The sequence below is a fragment of the Antarcticibacterium flavum genome, from assembly GCF_006159205.1.
Lineage (GTDB): Bacteria > Bacteroidota > Bacteroidia > Flavobacteriales > Flavobacteriaceae > Gillisia > Gillisia flava.
On the sequence record NZ_CP040812.1, the window covers coordinates 802,744 to 823,560 of the forward strand.

17 protein-coding genes and 1 pseudogene are annotated in these 20,817 nt (G+C 41.8%); 10 read left to right on the forward strand and 8 right to left on the reverse strand.

What is annotated here, in order from left to right:
• Window positions 1-26 precede the first annotated feature (26 nt).
• On the reverse strand, window positions 27-1,667 hold the full coding sequence (locus FHG64_RS03455) for a TldD/PmbA family protein (RefSeq protein WP_139065098.1): 1,641 nt from the start codon (window positions 1,665-1,667) through the stop codon (window positions 27-29).
• A gap of 278 nt (window positions 1,668-1,945) precedes the next feature.
• Here FHG64_RS03455 and FHG64_RS03460 point away from each other — a divergent pair, with 278 nt between their 5' ends.
• Window positions 1,946-2,566, forward strand: a complete 621-nt coding sequence (locus FHG64_RS03460; protein WP_139065099.1) for an SOS response-associated peptidase — start codon at window positions 1,946-1,948, stop codon at window positions 2,564-2,566.
• Between the two features lie 1,498 nt (window positions 2,567-4,064).
• Here the strand turns inward: FHG64_RS03460 and FHG64_RS03465 are convergent.
• Together FHG64_RS03465 and FHG64_RS03470 are read right to left on the reverse strand one after the other, a co-directional pair.
• Window positions 4,065-4,295: a ferredoxin gene (locus FHG64_RS03465; RefSeq protein WP_139065100.1), complete on the reverse strand. Its 231-nt coding sequence runs from the start codon at window positions 4,293-4,295 to the stop codon at window positions 4,065-4,067.
• Window positions 4,295-5,539: a peptidase U32 family protein gene (locus tag FHG64_RS03470; RefSeq protein WP_139065101.1), complete on the reverse strand. Its 1,245-nt coding sequence runs from the start codon at window positions 5,537-5,539 to the stop codon at window positions 4,295-4,297. Before FHG64_RS03470 ends, FHG64_RS03465 begins: the two co-directional genes overlap by 1 nt.
• Window positions 5,540-5,667: 128 nt before the next feature.
• Here FHG64_RS03470 and FHG64_RS03475 point away from each other — a divergent pair, with 128 nt between their 5' ends.
• The 4 genes from FHG64_RS03475 to FHG64_RS03490 all read left to right on the forward strand — a co-directional run bounded on the left by FHG64_RS03475 (window position 5,668) and on the right by FHG64_RS03490 (window position 8,976).
• Window positions 5,668-6,636 carry a DUF438 domain-containing protein gene (locus tag FHG64_RS03475; RefSeq protein ID WP_139065102.1) on the forward strand — a complete coding sequence of 323 codons (969 nt, stop codon included), beginning with the start codon at window positions 5,668-5,670 and terminating at the stop codon, window positions 6,634-6,636.
• Between the two features lie 62 nt (window positions 6,637-6,698).
• Window positions 6,699-7,724, forward strand: coding sequence for a lipoate--protein ligase (locus FHG64_RS03480; protein WP_139065103.1), 1,026 nt, complete (start codon window positions 6,699-6,701; stop codon window positions 7,722-7,724).
• Between the two features lie 236 nt (window positions 7,725-7,960).
• On the forward strand, window positions 7,961-8,227 hold the full coding sequence (locus FHG64_RS03485; RefSeq protein WP_139065104.1) for a hypothetical protein: 267 nt from the start codon (window positions 7,961-7,963) through the stop codon (window positions 8,225-8,227).
• A gap of 152 nt (window positions 8,228-8,379) precedes the next feature.
• On the forward strand, window positions 8,380-8,976 hold the full coding sequence (locus FHG64_RS03490) for a hypothetical protein (protein ID WP_139065105.1): 597 nt from the start codon (window positions 8,380-8,382) through the stop codon (window positions 8,974-8,976).
• Between the two features lie 228 nt (window positions 8,977-9,204).
• Here FHG64_RS03490 and FHG64_RS03495 read toward each other — a convergent pair whose 3' ends face one another.
• The 4 genes and pseudogenes from FHG64_RS03495 to FHG64_RS03510 all read right to left on the reverse strand — a co-directional run bounded on the left by FHG64_RS03495 (window position 9,205) and on the right by FHG64_RS03510 (window position 14,759).
• A complete protein-coding gene (locus FHG64_RS03495; RefSeq protein WP_139065106.1) occupies window positions 9,205-9,450 on the reverse strand; it encodes a hypothetical protein in 246 nt (81 codons plus the stop codon).
• Window positions 9,447-12,412 (reverse strand): annotated as a pseudogene (locus tag FHG64_RS03500) (DNA polymerase III subunit alpha). Before FHG64_RS03500 ends, FHG64_RS03495 begins: the two are co-directional and overlap by 4 nt.
• A gap of 356 nt (window positions 12,413-12,768) precedes the next feature.
• A complete protein-coding gene (dinB, locus tag FHG64_RS03505) occupies window positions 12,769-13,983 on the reverse strand; it encodes a DNA polymerase IV (protein WP_139065107.1) in 1,215 nt (404 codons plus the stop codon).
• A 182-nt stretch (window positions 13,984-14,165) separates the two neighbouring features.
• Entirely contained in the window at window positions 14,166-14,759 is a 594-nt protein-coding gene (locus FHG64_RS03510) for a DUF4136 domain-containing protein (RefSeq protein ID WP_139065108.1), read from the reverse strand.
• Between the two features lie 379 nt (window positions 14,760-15,138).
• Here FHG64_RS03510 and FHG64_RS03515 point away from each other — a divergent pair, with 379 nt between their 5' ends.
• From FHG64_RS03515 to mgrA, 5 genes are all read left to right on the forward strand, one after another.
• On the forward strand, window positions 15,139-16,914 hold the full coding sequence (locus FHG64_RS03515; RefSeq protein ID WP_139065109.1) for an AMP-dependent synthetase/ligase: 1,776 nt from the start codon (window positions 15,139-15,141) through the stop codon (window positions 16,912-16,914).
• A 171-nt stretch (window positions 16,915-17,085) separates the two neighbouring features.
• Window positions 17,086-17,547: a hypothetical protein gene (locus FHG64_RS03520; RefSeq protein ID WP_139065110.1), complete on the forward strand. Its 462-nt coding sequence runs from the start codon at window positions 17,086-17,088 to the stop codon at window positions 17,545-17,547.
• A gap of 54 nt (window positions 17,548-17,601) precedes the next feature.
• Window positions 17,602-17,916, forward strand: a complete 315-nt coding sequence (locus tag FHG64_RS03525; protein WP_139065112.1) for a hypothetical protein — start codon at window positions 17,602-17,604, stop codon at window positions 17,914-17,916.
• Window positions 17,917-18,086: 170 nt separating this feature from the next.
• Window positions 18,087-18,536 (forward strand): hypothetical protein, encoded by a 450-nt coding sequence (locus tag FHG64_RS03530; RefSeq protein WP_139065113.1) that lies wholly within the window; start codon window positions 18,087-18,089, stop codon window positions 18,534-18,536.
• Window positions 18,537-18,698: 162 nt separating this feature from the next.
• Window positions 18,699-19,694, forward strand: a complete 996-nt coding sequence (gene mgrA, locus FHG64_RS03535; protein WP_139065114.1) for an L-glyceraldehyde 3-phosphate reductase — start codon at window positions 18,699-18,701, stop codon at window positions 19,692-19,694.
• A gap of 31 nt (window positions 19,695-19,725) precedes the next feature.
• Here mgrA and FHG64_RS03540 read toward each other — a convergent pair whose 3' ends face one another.
• Complete coding sequence (locus FHG64_RS03540) at window positions 19,726-20,697, reverse strand: type I phosphomannose isomerase catalytic subunit (protein ID WP_139065115.1); 972 nt, start codon at window positions 20,695-20,697, stop codon at window positions 19,726-19,728.
• Between the last annotated feature and the right edge of the window lie 120 nt (window positions 20,698-20,817).

Here is a 20,817-nt window from a genome sequence, read left to right on the forward strand (position 1 = left end):
TGTTTTTTCTTTTAGTGAACCTGTTATTAAACCGAACGACCTGTATTGATGACATTTACACCATCAAACCTGGTGGTGGAACTACCGTGCGAAACTGCGCTTACCTGTGAAGGCTGGCCTTTCCCATCAAAGAAAGATCCGAACATGCGATAATCGCTTTCATCGCATATCTTTGAGCAGGAATTCCAGAATTCCTGGGTATTGGACTGGTAAGCTACATCATCCAGCATTCCCACGATCTCGCCGTTTTTGATCTCATAGAATACTGTACCTCCAAACTGGAAGTTGTATCGCTGCTGGTCAATGGAATAAGATCCCCTGCCAGCAATATAGATTCCTTTCTCCACATCCTTTATCATATCATTGATGGAGTACTTTTCTTTTCCCGGTTCCAGGGAAACATTAGGCATCCGCTGGAATTGTACATCATTCCAGCTCTGGGCGTAACAGCAACCGTGAGATTCATTCTGGTCTATCATTTGCACCTGGTCTCTTATCGCCTGGTAATTTGTAAGAATTCCATTGCGAACAAGATCCCATTGCTTGGTCTTCACACCTTCATCATCATACCCCACTGCTCCAAGGGAGTGCGGCTGAGTTTTATCGGCAACAAGGTTTACAATATCGCTTCCATATTGGAAGTCGCCAGATTTCCATTTATCAAGGGTGGCGAAACTTGTACCGGCATAATTGGCTTCATAACCAAGTACACGATCCAGTTCCAGCGGGTGGCCAACAGATTCGTGAATGGTCAACCCTAAATGGTTTGGTTCAAGAACAAGGTCGTATTTCCCCGGTTCAACAGATTTTGCGGAAAGCATTTCCTTAGCCTGTTTGGCTGCAAGGGTCGCGTCTTCAACAATGTCATAGCTGTTTCTGTATAATCTTAATCCTGAAGGGCCTTCCAGTTTTTCAGAATCCAGCCCGTCGAGATATTCATATCCCATTCCCATAGGGGCGCTCATCGCATCCCTGGACTTGAATTTATTGGCCTGCCTGTCTATGGCGGTTACCCCGAAAGTGGGCCAGATACGGTGAATATCCTGGTCTATATAAGAACCTTCAGTAGAAGCGAAATATTTTTGTTCATTCACCATGAACAGGTTGGAATTCACAAAGTTGGCTCCGTTATCCATCGCAGCGGCATTAGCCTTCAGCAGCAATTCCACTTTTTCTGAAACCGGAACTTCCTTAAAATCCTTTTTGATTGACGTCTTCCAGGAAACATCACCGTAAGCCTCCACGGGCGCAAGCACCACCGGCTCTTTTTGGATCATCGCATTGGCTTTTGCAATAGCCACTGCCTGGTCTGTTGCTTTTTTAATCCCTTCCTCTGTTACATCATTGGTAGATGCAAACCCCCAGGTGCCGTTGGCGATCACACGAATTCCGATTCCGAAGGATTCTGTGTTTACTACATTTTGCACCTTATCTTCCCGGGTAGAAATAAACTGGTTAAGATATCTTCCTATCCTTGCATCGGCATAAGACGCTCCTAAAGATCTGGCGGTATTCAATGCGACATCGGCCAGTCTTTTCTTGACCGCGACATCCATACCCGGATCCATCAATGCCTCCACCGGAATATTGTTACCCAGGAGAAGGGACGGCATCATCATCGCACCGGCTCCCAAACCTGCTAATTGAACAAAACTTCTTCTTTTCATATTTTAGTTTAAATTGATATTTAATTGAATTCACCAAAAAAGCGAAGAATAACCTGGTTTAGTAAGGTTTGATTTCTTCCCGGTATTTTCGGCTATAACGAAGGAAAATCGGCGAAAATGCTGCGCCTTATCGCTTGTTCCTGTTAACAAAATCCTAAAATAGTAAAATTCCACCAAATTCCGGTTTTTTTTCTTGAGCAACAGTGAGAAGCACTTGTTTTAATTTTCCTACATTTATTATGGAGAAGACCTTCTGCTAAAAAAAATAAAAGAGAAAAATGTGTTACCGTACAAAGCTCAATTCAAAATTAAGCGAGATTGAAAAGGCATTTGAAGGCCGCTTCATTGAGCCCGATGCATATACTCCCATGGAAGAGATCAATGCGTTTACCTTCTCCAAAACCCCGGTAATTACAGATGAAAACCGGGGTGAGATACAAATGTACAACTGGGGATTGATCCCTTTTTGGGCTAAGGATGATAAGATCAGGAAAATGACTCTAAATGCCAAGATTGAAACTGTTGATGAAAAACCTGCTTTCAGGAATTCTGTGAACAACAGGTGCCTGGTAATTGCAGATGGATACTACGAATGGCAGTGGCTGGATCCTGCTGGAAAAAACAAACAAAAGTACCTGTTGTTGCCAAAAGAGCAGGAAATATTTGCGTTTGCGGGGATCTACTCCTCCTGGAAAGATCCCGGAACCAATGAGCTGGTGAATTCTTATTCGATCCTTACTACTGAAGCCAATGAGCTAATGAGTAAGATCCATAACAACAAAAAACGGATGCCGGTTGTGCTCAGGAAAGAGGACAGGAAGCATTGGCTGGAGGGAAAGGATGTGGAAAGTTTTGCATTTCCATACGAGGTTGAGCTTACAGCAAGAGAGGTGAGCTAAAATATGAAGATGGAGGATAATCCTTCCATATTAGACCAAATATCTGCCGTGCTTCTCAATCCGGTATTATATCGGTCATACCTACGGCATTTTTATCCAGTCGTATTTATTATACCCGGGGTTGAAACCCCGGGCTACAAAATGGATCATGCCTAACGGCATTTTAGTATTTTTCTAAAAAAAATCCTTTTCACTTTTTTAAAAGTGCCAGCGGCACGACCGATAAGGTAGCCCCGGAATTTATTCCGGGGAATCAACGCCCCCGGTATTTAGTGCCGTAGGTACGACCGATATATTTTTAAGGAGAATATATCATCAGCTACCGGTTTCAAATCGGCCATACCTACGGCATTTTTATCCAGTCGTATTTATTATACCCGGGGTTAAAACCCCGGGCTACGAAATGGATCATGCCTAACGGCATTTGAGTACGATCTCAAGGAAAGAGATTTTTAACACCCACTTGATAGTACCAGCGGCACGACCGATAAGGTAGCCCCGGAATTTATTCCGGGGAATCAACGCCCCCGGTATTTAGTGCCGTAGGTACGACCGATATATTTTTAAGGAGAATATATCATCAGCTACCGGTTTCAAATCGGCCATACCTACGGCATTTTTATCCAGTCGTATTTATTATATCCGGGGTTGAAACCCCGGGCTACAAAATGGATCATGCCTAACGGCATTTTAGTACGATCTCAAGGAAAGAGATTTTTAACACCCACTTGATTGTGCCAGCGGCACGACCGATAAGGTAGCCCCGGAATTTATTCCGGGGAATCAACGCACACACTGTATTTAGTGCCGTAGGTACGACCGATATATTTTTAAGGAGAATATATCATCAGCTACCGGTTTCAAATCGGCCATACCTACGGCATTTTTATCCAGTCGTATTTATTATACCCGGGGTTGAAACCCCGGGCTACAAAATGGATCAGGCCTAACGGCATTTTATTACGAATTCCAAAAAGGAATCTTTTGCATTCAACCCAAAGTGCCAGCGGCATGACCGATAAGGTAGCCCCGGAATTTATTCCGGGGAATCAACACACATAAAGTATTTAGTGCCGTAGGTACAACCGATATATTTTTAAGGAGAATATATCATCAGCTACCGGTTTTAAATCGGCCATACCTACGGCATTATTATCTGTGTGTATTCATTATACCCGGGGTTCAAACCCCGGGCTACGAAATGGATCATGACTAACGGGATTTTAATACGATCTCAAGGAAAGAGATTTTTAACACCCACTTGATAGTGCCAGCGGCACGACCGATAATGTAACCCCGGAATTTATTCCGGGGAATCAACGCACACACTGTATTTAGTGCCGTAGGTACGACCGATATAATAAAAGATGGAATATTTCAACAGTTACCGGTTTTTTAATCGGCCATACCTACGGCTAGCATCCAGATTCTTTATATGTCCTGGTTCTTGTCTCTTGTCTCTTGTCTCTTGGTTCTTACCTGTAACAGACGCTTTATTCTAAATCTCCCTCACCGAAATAATATTCACAGGACAGGCCTTTGCGGCAGCTTCAGCATTTTCGGCAATAGAATGATCTGGGGATTTCAGGGTGTGGAATCCTTTTTTGTTTATGGCCTTCAGCAAAACGCTTTTCCCATCTTTTTTGGACATTTGGAACTGCTCCGGGGCAAGTTCCACGCAGTAATTACATCCAATACATTTTTCCCTTTGCAGGGTCACCACCACCATTAGGCCTCCACTATTTTGTATAGTTTATCACTCATCCTAACCCTGAATGGCAGCTTAATAGTACAGCTGTCTCCCTTAGCTGCCCTTTCTATCTCTTTATCATTAACGAGCATTTCCTGAAGTACCACTTCCTGCGCTCCTGTACTGGGACCGGTCACCAGGATCCTATCCCCTATTTTAATATCATAGGCTTCGATCTTGAATTCGGCTATTTTAGCCTTCGGAAAGTAATGAACTCCTTTGCCCACGTACACCTTTTTTTGAGTGGCCTGCGAACCTGAAGTTTTGCTCCATTCTCCCAATTTTTGCCCCAGATAATAACCACTCCAGAATCCACGGTTGTAGACGGTGCTTAGCTGCTCCATCCATTTATCAACTTTTTCTTCTGAAAAAGTACCGTCCTCAAGAGCATCTATAGCTTCACGATAAGCTTTTGTCACCGTGGCAACATATTCGGGCGCACGGCCGCGGCCTTCTATCTTTAACACCTGTATCCCGGCTTCCTTTACCTCATCCAGGAAGTTGATGGTGCAAAGGTCCTTAGGGGACATCATATATTCATTATCGATCTCGATCTCAAAACCTGATTCCTGATCGATCACCGTATATTTCTTTCGGCAATTTTGTTTACAAGCTCCCCTGTTGGCTGAAGAATTGTGCGAATGCAAACTAAGATAACATTTACCGGAAACCGCCATACATAAAGCACCATGGCCAAATATCTCGATTTCGACCAGCTTTCCGGAGGGGCCGGTGATGTTCTCTTTTTTTATCTGTTCTGTGATCTTCTTTACCTGCCGAAGACTCAGCTCTCTTGAGAGGACCATAGTTTCAGCAAAGAGGCTGTAGAATTTTACAGTTTCGATATTGGTGATATTCAACTGAGTAGAAATATGTACATCCATTCCAATTCCGCGAGCCGATGCGATCACTGCCTGGTCTGATGCTATCACTGCTGTAATTCCTGCCTCCTTCGCTTTATTAAGAAGGGTCTTAATTAAAGATAGATCGTGATCGTAGATGATGGTATTTAAAGTTAGATATGTTCGCACATTCTTTGCTTCGCACCTCTTAACGATCTCCGGCAGGTCGTCCATAGTAAAATTGATGGATGCCCGGGCGCGCATATTAAGCTGTTCCACCCCAAAATAAACTGAATCTGCCCCGTTATCAAGGGCCGCCTGCAGGCTTTCAAAATTACCCGCAGGAGCCATAAGCTCCATTTTTCCAGCTTTAGTTGTCATAAAAGTCTTCTCTTTCCAATAAAAAACGCTGCGAAATAAGGAAATTCGTAAGAACTAAAATGTGACCAGAGTCATAATTTCCCGTATTTCTACCTACTTACTTTGTAGCCTTAATTTAAAACCCCGCTATGAATTCAGCACCTGTTACTACCGACCTGGCACCGGGACATCCTGTCTCTATATATAATAAAGAAAAGGAGGTGATCCTTCAGCTATTCAACGAGATGAATGCTACAGATCCTGAAAAGGAATACCAGAAATTCTATAACATCTTTAATGAGCTTCAGAGTATAGAGCGGCGTTTTGAGCGAAAAGAAAATCAGCTATTCCCTGTCCTTGAAAAACATGGCTGGAACGGACCCTCCAAAAATATGTGGTCTTTTCATGACACCATCCGGGAACAATTCCGCATCCTTCGTAAAAAGATCGAGGAAAGGGAATATGTAAAAATCGAGGAGGATCTTTCTTATTTAATTAGCAGCATATCAAGATTACTGCTTACAGAAGAGACTGTCCTTTTCCCTAATGCACTGGAAATCCTGAACGAAAAGGATTGGATAAATGTGCGAAAAGGAGAAGAAGAAATTGGCTGGATGTTAAAAGAGGAACCCAAAGCCTTTCCAAAGGAACCGGAATATATTCATCCATCGCAGGATCATACCAAAAGGGAATTATCCTTTTCCACAGAGAATACCAGCCATTATGAGGAAGGCTATATGACCATAGACCAGGTGAACCTTTTACTTCGCACTATGCCGCTGGATATTACTTATGTAGATGAGAATGATAAAGTGATCTTTTATAACCGTGGGGAGGAAAGGGTATTTCCCAGAAGCGCAGGGATCATCGGCCGGGAAGTCAAATTTTGTCATCCTCCAAAAAGCGTGGGAACGGTCTTAAAGATACTGGAAGAGTTTCGTTTAGGTAATAAAAATGAAGCTTCCTTCTGGATAAATTTTAAAGGCAGGTTGATATACATACGTTACTTCGCAGTACGCGATGAGAACAAGGCCTATCGAGGGGTTATAGAAATGTCCCAGGACATAACCGATATTAAAAATATAGAGGGAGAAAAGCGCCTTCTGGATTGGGAATAAAATAGGAAATCTTATCTTTAGGCTAGCCTGTATTAGGTGCCAAATTAAATAACAGCTTTACTATGATCTTTATAGATAATGAAGGGATCAATGATCCACGTGTGAACCTCGCACTTGAAGAATACGCCCTGCGCAATTTTGATTCAGGAACAGACTTTTTGTTATTCTATATCAATGAACCGTCCATCATTATTGGCCGCAACCAAAATACCCTGGAGGAGATCAACCTGGATTATGTGGAGGAGAAAGGCTTGCACGTGGTAAGAAGAATGTCGGGCGGGGGTGCTGTGTATCACGATTTTGGGAACCTCAACTTCAGCTTTATTACAGATCACGATGTAAAGAGCCTTAACAATTTCAAAAAGTTCACCCAGCCGGTTATCAGTATTCTCAATGATATGAAGGTCCCTGCAGAGCTAAAAGGGAGGAATGATATTGTGGTAAATGACAGGAAGATCTCGGGGAACGCTCAATTTTCCACAGGAAAAAGAATGTTTAGTCACGGCACCTTATTACTGGACAGTGAATTGGGAGAAGTTGCCAATGCACTGAATGTCAAAATGAGTAAGATCCAGTCTAAAGGACATAAATCTGTAAGAAGCAGGGTGGCCAACATTAGTGAATTCCTTGAGAAGAAACTGGATATTGAAGAATTTCGCTCACTTATACTTAAAGGGCTCTATGAACAAAGGGAAGATTTTGAAACCTACAGGTTAACTGAAGAAGAATGGAAAGGTGTACACCGGCTTAAGGAAGAAAAATACGGCACCTGGGACTGGAATTTTGGCAATTCTCCAAAATTTAATATCCAGCGTGTAAAAAGGTTTCCAATTGGGGAGATCGATCTTAGGATCTTCGTGGAAAAAGGAAAGATCACCTCTTTTAAGATTTATGGAGATTTCTTCGGAAAAGAGCCGGTTGAGACCCTGGAGAAACTATTTATTGGCGCCCGCTATGATAAACCGGAAATAGCAAGTCTGCTGGAACCTGTTATTATTGAGGACTATTTTGGCGCCCTTTCCAAGGAGGACTATCTTGAGCTGGTTTATGGCAATGACGGCGAACAGGACCTCCCCCCTATCTTTTGAAATTTATGATCATCAATAATAAGCTCCTACATCTCTCTTTTACAAGGTGTTAAACAAAAGTTAACATAAATAAAAAAATTGTTTAATAAGTATTTCTGAAATAGTTTAGTGTTCGTACCCCTGTATACGGGAAAACCCCTACAATTCCCTTATAAAAAATGGTTCCCCCGCCATTGATTTAGTAACACCGGAAGGCCCTCCTGCAACCAGAGGAATTTCCTGATAAATAGAAAACCATGAAATACTTAATCAGATTACAAAGGGAGGGCTGGTATTTTGCCGGCTTTACAGGGGAGTCAAGATCGGCAAAAATCGGAAAGATCCAGGATGCCAGGATCTATAATTCAAAAAGAGAAGCAATGAATGACCTTACCCGTCTTGGGAATTACGGGCAGCGAATTATTGCTATCACTCAGCTTGGCAATATTAATAACAACGGCCGGCCATCTGGGAATACAAACTTCCAGGGCAGGAAAGCAAAGGAAAGTGAAAGTCAGTATTAAAAATCTGCATTTTCACAGTAACAAATCCGAAGATCTTCTTCGGATTTTTTTTATGCATTAAAGTTCATAGTTCTCAAGGGAAAATATAGTTCCTGCAATAAGTTATGCATCTATTTTGCTATCTTTATGGAAACCAACCAATTTTAATAATCATGAAACATCTATTCTTGTTTGCAGCCGTTATTCTTAGCTTTTCTGCCTGGGCACAAGATCAAAACAAAGGGATTCTATCCTCTGAAATCCAGATAAAAACCGCCGTATTACCTTTACCTGAAGAGCAGCGGGAAACCGCTAAGGTGTATGGGTATGATCGTGACGGGAAGATGGTGGTCCTAAGGGAAGGCACAGGGAATATGGTGTGCCTGGCAGATGACCCTACCAGGGAAGGAATAAGTGTCTCCTGCTATTCCAAAAAGCTGGAACCATTTATGGCAAGAGGAAGAGCTTTAAGTGCTGAGGGAAAAGGAGAAATGGAAAAAAGGGAGATCAGGCAGCGGGAAGCAGAGGAAGGTAAACTTGAATTACCGGATGCTCCAAGTATGACTTACATTTTTAGCGGAACAGAAGACAATTACGATCGCGACACCGGAGAGCTCAAGGATGGAAGATTCCGCTATGTGATCTACATCCCTTATGCCACCACAGAGTCAACAGGACTGCCTGATAAACCTCACTACCCCGGGATGCCCTGGTTAATGGATCCCGGCACTCATCGTGCACATATTATGATCACTCCTCCACAGGACTAACGAGTTAGGAGTTAGACGTTAGACGTTAGACCTTAGACCTTAGACCTTAGACGTTAGACGTTAGACGTTAGACGTTAGACGTTAGACGTTAGACGTTAGACGTTAGACGTTAGACGTTAGACGTTAGACGTTAGACGTTAGACGTTAGACGTTAGACGTTAGACGTTAGACGTTAGACGTTAGACGTTAGACGTTAGACGTTAGACGTTAGACGTTAGACGTTAGACGTTAGACAAAATTAAATTTTCCCTGGCAGAAGTAACTTTTTGGTGGGGATTTTTTTGTTTTTATTTGGGATTGAGCTCTGTTTTCCGTTTTCCGTTTTCCGTTTACGGTGATTTTTTTTTTGGAATTTGGAATTTGGTGCTTGGAATTTAGTGCTTGGAATTTTTCTCTTTTCTCTTCTCTTGTTTCTTGTTTCTTGGCTCTTGTTTCTTGTTTCTTGTTTCTTGGCTCTTGTTTCTTGATTCTCAATATGCTTTTTCCAACCTCGGGTCTCCCGCTGTTTCCTGCCTCGCTACCCACTGCACCGTAATGGAAATATACCCAAGTTCATCTACCACCCTGCCGCTGCATAAATAAATTCCTTTGGTCCTCATAGGATATTTTTGCGCCACCTGCGGGAAATGTACGGTATCAAAAATATCCCCGTCCATATCGTAAAAAGTACTAAAGTACATATATTCCCTTTTTACCGTAGGTGTGGTTTTGGATGTTATGAGATTCCCGTAGATACGCACTTCCTTTCCTATATATCGCTTTAAATCCTTTGCCTTTACAGAAGGTTGCAAGGGATTCTTCAGCAATTCAAAATGGCTGCAAAGGGGGAAGCCCAGCAGTTCCATCTGGTCATAGGCCTCTACCAAAAAGGAATAGGAAAATTGCGGCAGTTCAAAATCCCGGTGTTGCGGTTTGAATAAAAGCGCCTGGTTGGCGATCGCTTTGGTCTTATTCAGCTTAAAATGGGCTTTCCAGAGCAAGTGATGCTTATCCTCGCCGGTGAACCTAAAGGCATTTATCTTCAGCAGAATACTTATTTGCTCTATAGAGATGGGGACCCTGTCAATAAAATCATCCAGCGAGGTAAATTCTCCATAGAACTGCCGGTTCTCAAGGATGCGCTGCACCACTTTTGTCTCCAGTTCCTTTATATAACCAAAGCCCAGGTAAATATCCTTACCGTAGATCACATTAGGGTGATCGCTTTTATTGAGATGCGGCGCATGTACGGTCCCGCCACATTTGCGTATTTCCTGGATATAGGTCTCCACATCATAAAATCCGCCGCCGTTGTTGAGGGCAGCCACCATGAATTCCAGCGGGAAATAGCGTTTTAAATACAGGCTCTGGTAACTTTCTACCGCATAGGAAGCAGAGTGTCCCTTGGGAAAAGCATAGCCCGCAAAGGAGGCGATCTGGTCCCACACCTCCTTCACCAGCTGCTCCGGGTGGCCTATCTTCCTGCAGTTTTCGTGAAACTTTTGTTCAATTCGTTCCATATCCTTTTGCAGGTTCTTTTTCCCGCTCATTCCCCGGCGAAGCACATCTGCATCATCAAAATCCAGATGGGCAAACTTGTGGGCTATCTTCATCACATCTTCCTGGTAGACCATTACCCCATAAGTATCTTCCATAATTTCATACATCACCGGGTGCGCCTGTTTTCGTCTTTCGGGATCCCGATGCCTTTTGATGTACTCCTCCTTCATCCCGCCACTCGAAATTCCGGGACGAATAATAGAGCTGGCAGCGACCAGGTTAAGGTAATTATCTGTTTGCAGCTTTATGAACAGGCCACGCATTGCAGGGGATTCAATATAGAAAACCCCCATACAATCTCCGGTTTTCAATAAATAATTGATCTCCGGGTCCTCTTTAAAGACCTTGATATTCTCAATATCTTCGATATAAGCATTGGGCTGATTTTGTTTAATGATCTCAATGGAATCTGTGATCTTGGAAAGCCCCCGCTGGGCCAGGATATCAAATTTGTGAATGCCCACATCCTCGGCAATATGCATATCTATTTGCACCGTCCTGAACCCTTTAGGCGGCAGGAAAGTACCGGCGTAGTTATTAACAGAATCATTGAGGATCATAATTCCGCCGGAATGTACGCTAAGGTAATTGGGAAATCCTTCAATTTTCGAGCTGTAGCGTATCACCAGCTTCTCCATTTCATCCAGATCATTATAGCTGAAATACCCGGCTGAGAGTCGGTCGATCTGTTCTTTCGGCAATCCGAAGACCTTTCCCAGTTCCCGCGCTACCGCCCTGCGTTTAAAGGTCACATAAGTTCCCATAAGGGCGGTATTCTCATATTTATCAAAAATATATTGGGTGACATCGTTACGGTCCTTCCAGGAGAAATCGATATCAAAATCGGGCGGAGAATTACGAAAGGCGTTGATAAACCGCTCAAAGTAAAGGTCGAGTTCTATGGGGTCTACATTGGTGATGCCAAGAATATAAGCCACAACAGAGTTGGCACCACTCCCCGTCCTATGTAAGGAAAATTCCTTGACCGGGCATACTCCACGATATCCAGGTTAATAAGAAAATAAGACACGAACCCCAGGCTAATAATAGCGTCCAGCTCCTTCTCAATCCTGTGCAGCACATTTTGTCCTGCTTCAGGATACCGCCGCGGGATCCTTTCATAGGTAAGCCGGCGCAGTTGCTGCTCATCTGCCTGTTGATCATTTCCAAAAATCTGCAGATTGCGGTTAACAGAATCTTTCCCAAAAGGGAATTCCACTTTACAATTCTGGATAATAGCTTCAGTATTTTCCAGGACAAAAGGATAATCTTCAAAAGCGGTTGCAATTGCTTCCGGAGCTATCATTTGCTGCGAGTAATCTCCCTGCTCGGTTTTCGGAAGCTGACTAAGCAGGATATTATTATCAATAGCCCTTAACAGCCGGTGCGCATTATAATCATTTTTATTGCGGAAGCTGACTGTTTGCAGCAGCACGAGCTTATTGGTAAACCTGAGATATTTTGAAAATTTCAGCTTCCTTAGGCTCTCTACGGAAACGCCTATAAATTCATTCTCGCTGAAGGTGGTCCTCTTCTGAAGCTCCATCTGCTCCAGCGGATAAATAAAATAGCAGTCCTCCAATGGCGGGGCGGTATTTTTGAAGTTTTTTTGCTGGTGCAGGTAGGCAGATAAATGCTCATTCAGTTTCCTGAAACCATCATTATTTCGCGCCAGTCCTACATACTGCTGCTGCGCCCCATTGCGAAAATCTATGCCCACCAGCGGCTTTATCCCATATTCAGGAGCCATCTTCAACAGGTTCATACAGGCAGAAGTATTATTGATATCTGTAAGCGCCAGTGCCTTCACTTCAAACTTTTGCGCCAACCCGCACAGCGCCTCCACAGAGAAGGTCCCGTAGCGTAAGGAGTAGTATGTGTGGCAGTTGAGGAACATGTTTTTGTGTTTCGTTTTGTTGTAGATTTTGTCTTCGAGAGTCTAGAGGCTAGAGTCTGGAATCTGGACTGGTTTATCGTAGCGAGTTTGTTTTTTCTTTAACCAGTATATTTCTCCTATAGAGTCTAGAGGCTGGAGTCTAGAACCTGGACTTTTTTATCGTAGCGAGTATATTTTTTCTTTAACCTGTACACTTTTATATCGTAGCCTGCCAAATTCTTCTTTAACCTGACTAGAGTTAGGATTCCAGACTGTTAATCGATACCCTGTATATTTCTTCTAAAGTGTCTAGACTCTAGATTCTAGATTCCAGACTCTCATTTTTGACTCTAGACTCTAGACTCCAGACTCTTTTTTTACTGGTGTCTATGCGCCAGCACCACCGGCGGCTCGCCGTTAAAGGGGTTTGTGCCGCGGCCTACACTGGTGCCGCCGTAGGTGGACGCCCGCACCACGCTGTGTTCTCCAAACCGGTTCCTTATCCTGTCCAGGGAATTATAAAGCCCCAGCATTTTTTCAGAATCATCAAAAAGATTGATCTGATAATGTCCGCCTACAAGACCGGAATATTTTATCCCTATGAGCCTTATAAGCAGTCGGCGGGTGTAGAGTTGTTTAAAAAGTTCCTCTACCCGGGAGATAAGAACATGATCTGCACTGGTGTAAGGGATCTTGGCCTGCTTGGAACAGGTATGAAAATCTGAATACCGAATTTTCACGCTTACCACCGAGGTGAGCTTATCTCCCCGCCGCAGCTGGTAAGCCAGGTTCTCTGCCATTCCCACCAGGGTTGCCTGCAATTGCTGCATATTGGTGGTATCCCGGTTAAAAGTACGCTCGGCCGATATGGATTTGCGCTCGTGAAACGGGATAATGGGAGTATCATCAATCCCGTTGGCTCTTTTCCAGATGATCCTGCCGTTCTTTCCCAGCACGGTTTCCAGCATCTCCACCGGCATTTGCTGCAGGGTCTCAATTTTTCGGATCCCAAGGCTCAGCAATTTTTGAAAGGTCTTGTTGCCTATCATCGGGATCTTATTGGCAGAGAGCGGCGCCAGGAAAGATTTCTCCTCCCCGTTATTGATATAAAGCTCATTATTGGGCTTTGCCTCGCCCGTCGCTATTTTGGAAACGATCTTATTTTGTGATAATCCAAAGGAAATGGGCAGCCTGGTCTCCTTTATAATAGTTTGCCGCAGCTCATGGGCAAACTGTTTTATTCCAAAGAATTTATCCATCCCCGTGAGATCTGCATAAAACTCATCTATACTGGCTTTTTCAAAAGCCGGCACCCTGCTCTTGATAATTTCTGTCACCTCGTGGGAGAATTTGGTGTAGACCGAGGAATCCCCTTTTATCACCGTGGCATGCGGACATAGCTGCCGGGCGACTTTCATAGACATGCCGGAGTGTACACCAAACTTTCGGGTCTCATAACTGCAGGCAGAGACCACCCCCCGGTCTCCAATTCCGCCCACTATAAGAGGCTTATCCTGCAGGCGGGAATCCAGGCGCCGCTCTGCCGAAACAAAAAAAGTATCAAGGTCCAGATGTATGATCGATTTGTTCATAAAATTCGGAATAAATCCTAATTATTGGATTTTTTCCAAATTTATGGAAAGATTCTAATTCAGAAAAAGAATTAACACTAAGAATCTGCTAAAAATTTAAACCGCTCAAAATGAGCCATATATAAAAAAATCCTCCTGAGATATCAAGAGGACTATAAAAAGGGAGGAAAAATAAATATCGTTTATTCATTAAGAGGGTATTGCTCAAAAATATCATCTACCATTTCCTGAATAGCGGCCGTATTGCCTTGTGTGTAAATATTATCTGAGGCTATCCCCTTCCATACTGTTTCGCGGGTCTCTCTGTCAACAAAATTTATCACCAGTGTTCCTTCCTGATACTGGTAGGTATCTGTATCATATCCAACCACCCTGTTATAACTAGCAAACCCCCGGTAATAATAAGGACTATAAAAAGGACTTACTGTGGTAACACCAGATGTATAAGGATAACCCGCATAAACCGGCTGCGTCCTGGACCGGGTTTGGGTATCTACCGCCGTACTTACCAGCACCAGTAGATCTGGATTGTCACGATTTACAGTATAACCCGCTTCTCTCATATTAGAATTAATAGTTTCTATAATTGCGGTATTCACCTGTTCATCATTATAATTTCTTCCTTCAACCTCTGGGGAAGTATTAGGTAAATAAGCAAAGCTGTTATAATTGCTTAGATCCTTATTTGTAGTTTTAGTAGTACGCACGTTGCTCCCACCGCAACCAATTAAAAAAATAAAAGAGAAATAAAAAACGAGTTTAAAATAATACTTCATAACAATTTGATTTTTAGTTTCTTATAAATTAAGCAAAGATTTTTTTAAAGCCATCTACGAAGCAATTTTTAAATTAGCTTTAACTAAAAGCCGACTATTTTAAGAAATTTTGAAAAATTGTTCTGCTGAATCTGCCTGTTGTCCTCTAATATTTTCCAGGGAAATAAGATGATACAAAAGAGAGGATCTTTTTAGTTTGTGAAGAAGTTGCCCGTATTGCAGAATTAGAAAACTATTTCCTTATTGTGGGTTATAAACTATTCTAATATTCACAGCACAAATAATACTTTAGTAAAATACCATATCTTTTTTTAAAAATTAGATTTGAAATACCCCGTTAAATTGCTATTTTGCAAGGAATATCTTATTTAACAACCTCATGATCGAAATAAAAAGACTTTTTGATTTTCCGTATTACCAACTTGAAAATCACCCCCTGGAAAAAGCGCTGGGAACAAAATATAATGGTACCTGGGAAACCCTATCTACCCGGCAATATATAGATAAGGCCAATGCGATGAGCAGGGGCCTGTTAAGACTGGGGGTACTTCCTAATGAGAAAATAGCGGTGATCTCCTCTTCAAACAGGACAGAGTGGAATATCCTGGATATTGGGGTGTTACAACTGGGAGCCCAAAATGTACCTATCTATCCAACTATTTCTGAAGAGGATTATGAATATGTGATCAATCACAGTGAGGCTACTTACTGTTTTGTATCTGATACTGAGGTGCTGGAAAAACTTAATTCAATAAAACATAATACCAAGCTTAAGGAGGTATACTGCTTTGATGAGATCGAAGGCTGCAAGAACTGGAAAGAAGTACTGGAGCTGGGTGAGGATAAGAGTAACCAGGATGAGGTCGAGCAATTAAAGAAAGCTGTACAACCAGATGACCTTGCTACTCTTATATACACATCTGGAACTACCGGAAGGCCTAAAGGAGTGATGCTCACCCATGATAATATTGTGAGCAATGTATTGGGGAGTTCTACCAGGGTACCATTTGAATTTGGATCTTATACGGCACTGAGTTTCCTGCCGGTATGCCATATCTTTGAAAGAATGATCCTTTATCTATACCAGTATTACAGTGTCTCAGTTTATTTTGCAGAGTCTATAGAAAAGATAAGCGACAACCTTAAGGAAGTAAAACCACATGTGATCACGGCTGTTCCACGATTACTGGAGAAGGTATATGACAAGATAATCGCCAAAGGATCTACCGTAGGCGGGGTAAAACAAAAACTTTTCTTCTGGGCAGTGGAATTAGGACTGGAATATGAACCCTATGGTGCAAACGGCTGGTGGTATGAAACAAGATTAAGCCTTGCCAGAAAATTGATCTTTTCAAAATGGAAAGAAGGCCTGGGTGGGAATATTGAGTTAATAGTATCTGGTAGTGCTGCCTTGCAGCCAAGACTCGCAAGGGTATTTGCCGCGGCAGACATACCGGTAATGGAAGGTTATGGCCTTACCGAAACTTCGCCTGTAATAGCTGTTAATGACCAGCGGAACCATGGTTTTAAGATTGGTACAGTAGGAAAAGTGATAGACAGGGTTGAAGTGAAGATAGCTGAAGATGGAGAGATCCTTACCAAAGGCCCGAACCTTATGAAAGGCTATTATAAAGAGCCGGATAAAACAAAAGAAGCCATCAATGAAGATGGGTATTTCCATACCGGCGATATTGGGGAGATAGACAGTGAAGGCTTCCTGAAGATCACCGACAGGAAGAAGGAAATGTTCAAAACCTCTGGAGGGAAATATGTAGCACCACAGATCATTGAGAACACCATGAAGCAATCCCGTTTCATTGAGCAGATCATGGTTATAGGAGAAGGAGAAAGAATGCCTGCAGCATTTATACAACCAAACTTTGAGTTTGTAGAGGAATGGGCAAAACGAAAAAACCTTGATGTAGGATCTACTCCGGCAGAAATTAGCAAGCATCCTGAAGTGATCGCGCGTATACAGGAAGAGGTAGATTTCTATAATGCCAAATTTGGGAACTGGGAAAAAGTCAAAAAGTTTGAACTCACTCCAGATGTGTGGAGCATAGAGGGCGAGCACCTGACTCCAACAATGAAACTAAAACGAAGAAATATCAAGAAATTATACGAGAATCTTTATAATAATATTTATAACTCGTAAAATTTCATATTTTTTAGGAATGCCCGGGAATTATTTCCGGGCATTTTCATTTATAATAGGGACCAGGGTAGAGAGAAAAAAATTATCGCTTACAAGTTCGCTCACGCAACCTTTTGAATTTATAGGATCATAATGGTATAAGGATCTCCCTTTTTTATTTAAGTTCCATCTATGAAAAATTGCCTTTTGACATTTCTGTTCGCAATAAGTTTGATATCATGTAATTCTAATGATGATGAAATTGACTGCAGCCTCATTGATATCGCTCCGCAATTATTCTATATGGAATATATAGATGAAGACGGCAATAATCTACTTGACAATGGCACATACGATCGCGAGGAGATAGAAGTAACCCTGGGAGGTGTTGTAATGGGAGAGGTTTACACCCATCCTGAAAAATCTTTTTTAGTCATTTATGAATATGGCCAATTGCAGAATAACGAAAATGATTATATAATAAATTTAAGTTCCACGGAAACCGATATTATGCAATTGGAATATTCTCAAAAATCAGGCATTTGCGGCACATTTATTTATACGGTGGAAAAGGCTATTTACAATGGAGAAGAAATGGAACTGGAAACATATTTGGGAAATGAAAAAATTACTGTACTTAAAACCAATCTGTAAACTAGTAGCCGGATCTCACTCTATTTCAACCGAAATTAAATTTAAAAGAACACTATGAACAAATTTAAAAACCTGCTATTTATTCTCATCCTATTGCCGTTTGCTGCAGGCTGCGAAACAGACACAGAAGTATCTAACACGGGGCTTGCTGCCAAAATATATTACACCCCAGCCTGTGCGACCATAAATGGATATTTAACCCTGGATTCTAATGTAAAAACCTATGTTTTTCAGCACGAAATTGATGAAAAATTCCAGGAGTCGGGACTTGAGGTTTTTGTGGATTTTCAATTAGAAGAACAAAGACCTTTAACAGCAGAATGCACACAGGCAGAGATCATTAAAATCACTTCTATTCGAGAGAGATAAAAGTAGAAGATCTATTGAACCCTCACCTTTTACTCCCTAACCTTTCCCTGTTCTTGTACTGCAGAAAATCAATGCTGGCCATATTCGTTTCGGGATTTTTCCTTCGCGCAACCTTTTAAGAAGTTGGGGTCATCTATTAAAAGAGCCATTTTCGCACCTAAATTAAATCTATGAGATCTTATCTTTTTACTTTCTTGTTTGCTTTAAGCTTAATATCCTGTAGTTCTACAGATGAGGAAATTGATTGTTCCGCACAATTATTTCCCGTAAACCTATTTTATTTGGAAATTATTGATAGTGATGGCAATAATTTACTTTCCAACCAAACCTATGATCCGGAACAAATAGAAGTTACTTTTAACAATGTGGTGGTTAGTACCGTTCAACAGGTAGATGATGACACCTTCATAATAGTATTCTTCAACGGGATACAAAGTGCTTCCCCGGTGAATTTGCGGGTAACACTTGGTGAAGATGAAATTGATGAAATGCAACTGGCATTTACAGTTGAAGAATTGCCTTGCAGGAAAATTTATACAGTTCAAAATGTTATCTATAATGATGAGGAGCTGGAGGTCCAAACTGAAGGCGACGACCAAAAAGTCACTATTGTAAAATAGAGAAATACCTCTTCAAAAAAATAAGTGTAATAACACCCGCATTTGAATAAGGTATTTACACCGGGTAAATATTTTTAATAACATACATTTTTTTATGATTGCTTAGCCCCAGGCAGAAACCTTATTAGTATTTTTGAAGGTCTATTTTTCAAACCAAATAAAATGAACACCTATACCGCCGCTGAAGACAGATACGATAAAATGCAATACCGCCGTTGCGGAAAAAGTGGTATCCTCCTTCCACTTCTCTCCCTTGGCTTGTGGCATAACTTTGGGGATGTAGATGATTTTGAGAATTCGCGACAGTTATTGCGTACTGCTTTTGATAACGGAATAATCCATTTTGATCTCGCAAATAACTACGGACCTCCATATGGAAGTGCTGAGAAAAATTTCGGAAAGATCTTTGCTGAAGATTTTAAGCGATACCGCGATGAACTTATTATTTCCACTAAAGCCGGCTGGGATATGTGGCCGGGGCCATACGGCAATTTTGGATCCCGAAAATACCTTATTGCCAGTCTGAACCAATCTTTAAAAAGAATGGGACTGGATTATGTAGATATCTTTTACCACCACCGTCCCGATCCTGATACCCCGCTGGAAGAAACAATGGGTGCCCTGGACCAGATAGTAAGACAGGGAAAAGCTTTATATGTAGGTATCTCCCAATACTCTGCTGAAGATACAGCCAAAGCTGCTGCGATCCTTAAAGAACAAAAGACCCCTTTCCTAATTCACCAGCCCAGATATAATATGCTGGATCGCTGGGTAGAAAATGGGTTGCTTGAAACCCTGGAAAAGGAAGGAATAGGCAGTATTGTTTTTTCTCCCCTGGAGCAGGGAATTCTTACTTCCAAATATCTCAAGGGAATCCCAGATAATTCCCGTGCAGCTATTGAAGGGGGGTATCTGGATAAATCCCTTATTACACCCGCCCTGGTAGAGAAAGTTCAAAAATTGAATTCCATTGCTGAAAGAAGGAACCAAAGCCTCGCACAAATGGCAATCGCCTGGCTACTTAAGGATGAAAGAGTAACCTCAGTCCTTGTAGGGGTGAGCAGAGTTTCCCAACTTGAAGATAATATAAACGGACTCCAAAACCTGAAATTTACCAGCGAAGAGCTTCAGGAAATTGAGAATATTCTAAAGGATTAGACTTAAAGACTTCTGTGAACTAATTGGAGGTTTATGAAATATAAACCTCCAGTAATTCAGCATCTTTTGCTTTTATGTCCACAAATTTATTTTGTGCGGGGATTAACAGGGATTGCCCCTGCTGTAAGGTTTCCTTATGATCTCCTATCCGTATTAATGCATCCCCACTCACACACATATATATCACAAACGAATCCAGGGCTGTATAATCTTTTTTTACCTCACCTTTTACCGGCAGGTAGTTTGTTGTAAAATATTCGCAGGTGGCAATAGTAGATGATCCGTTTAAAATTCTCTCATAAGAAAGCCGAAAATCATCTTTCCTTTCAAAATCAATGGCGTCCAGGGCCTGCTCCGTATGAAGCTCCCTGCTGTTGCCTTCGGCATCTACCCTGTCCCAGTCGTATATCCTGTAGGTAACATCTGATGTTTGCTGGATCTCTGCCAATAAAACCCCTGCTCCAATAGCATGCACCTTGCCTGTATTTATAAAAAAAGTATCGCCTTTCTTCACCTCTTCAAAATTCAGCAAATTTGTGATCCGGCCTTTTTCAAGATGATCTAAATATTCGTCTTTGGAAATAGTGTGGGTGAAACCAATATTGATCTTCGCTCCTTCATCTGCCTGCATAATATACCACATTTCGGTCTTTCCAAATGAATCATGACGTTTTCTGGCCAAAGCATCATTAGGGTGAAGCTGTACAGAGAGTTCGGTCTTTGCGTCTATATATTTTATGAGTAAGGGAAATTCATTTCCAAAGGTTTTATAAACTTTTTTTCCCACCAGTGCCTCTTTATATTCTTCAAGAAGTTCTTTTAGAGTTGAGCCACTATGCACACCGTTTTCAATTATAGATATATCCCCCTTAACTCCGGAGATTTCCCAACTTTCACCCAGTTCTCCACTACCGGATTTTTTGTTAAGTATTTCTACCAGTTTTTTACCGCCCCATATCTTTTCCTTGAGGATAGGCCTAAACTTTAATGGGTAATCAAACATCTCTACTTTAATTTGAACAGGAAAGGTAAAGATAATTTAGAAAATTATAAGGCACAGTTTCGGTTACACCAATCTGGCTTCTCACTTTAAAAGTTGACAGTTTTTTATCCAATATATTGT

Coding starts and splice junctions, on each gene's coding strand:
- FHG64_RS03480 (WP_139065103.1), top strand. CDS start 6,699: ATGATCTTTATAGATAATGAAGGGATCAATGATCCACGTGTGAACCTC.
- FHG64_RS03525 (WP_139065112.1), top strand. CDS start 17,602: ATGAACAAATTTAAAAACCTGCTATTTATTCTCATCCTATTGCCGTTT.
- mgrA (WP_139065114.1), top strand. CDS start 18,699: ATGAACACCTATACCGCCGCTGAAGACAGATACGATAAAATGCAATAC.
- FHG64_RS03470 (WP_139065101.1), bottom strand. CDS start 5,539: ATGACAACTAAAGCTGGAAAAATGGAGCTTATGGCTCCTGCGGGTAAT.
- FHG64_RS03465 (WP_139065100.1), bottom strand. CDS start 4,295: ATGGTGGTGGTGACCCTGCAAAGGGAAAAATGTATTGGATGTAATTAC.
- FHG64_RS03520 (WP_139065110.1), top strand. CDS start 17,086: ATGAAAAATTGCCTTTTGACATTTCTGTTCGCAATAAGTTTGATATCA.
- FHG64_RS03460 (WP_139065099.1), top strand. CDS start 1,946: ATGTGTTACCGTACAAAGCTCAATTCAAAATTAAGCGAGATTGAAAAG.
- FHG64_RS03540 (WP_139065115.1), bottom strand. CDS start 20,697: ATGTTTGATTACCCATTAAAGTTTAGGCCTATCCTCAAGGAAAAGATA.
- FHG64_RS03490 (WP_139065105.1), top strand. CDS start 8,380: ATGAAACATCTATTCTTGTTTGCAGCCGTTATTCTTAGCTTTTCTGCC.
- FHG64_RS03485 (WP_139065104.1), top strand. CDS start 7,961: ATGAAATACTTAATCAGATTACAAAGGGAGGGCTGGTATTTTGCCGGC.
- FHG64_RS03530 (WP_139065113.1), top strand. CDS start 18,087: ATGAGATCTTATCTTTTTACTTTCTTGTTTGCTTTAAGCTTAATATCC.
- FHG64_RS03515 (WP_139065109.1), top strand. CDS start 15,139: ATGATCGAAATAAAAAGACTTTTTGATTTTCCGTATTACCAACTTGAA.
- FHG64_RS03510 (WP_139065108.1), bottom strand. CDS start 14,759: ATGAAGTATTATTTTAAACTCGTTTTTTATTTCTCTTTTATTTTTTTA.
- dinB (WP_139065107.1), bottom strand. CDS start 13,983: ATGAACAAATCGATCATACATCTGGACCTTGATACTTTTTTTGTTTCG.
- FHG64_RS03455 (WP_139065098.1), bottom strand. CDS start 1,667: ATGAAAAGAAGAAGTTTTGTTCAATTAGCAGGTTTGGGAGCCGGTGCG.
- FHG64_RS03475 (WP_139065102.1), top strand. CDS start 5,668: ATGAATTCAGCACCTGTTACTACCGACCTGGCACCGGGACATCCTGTC.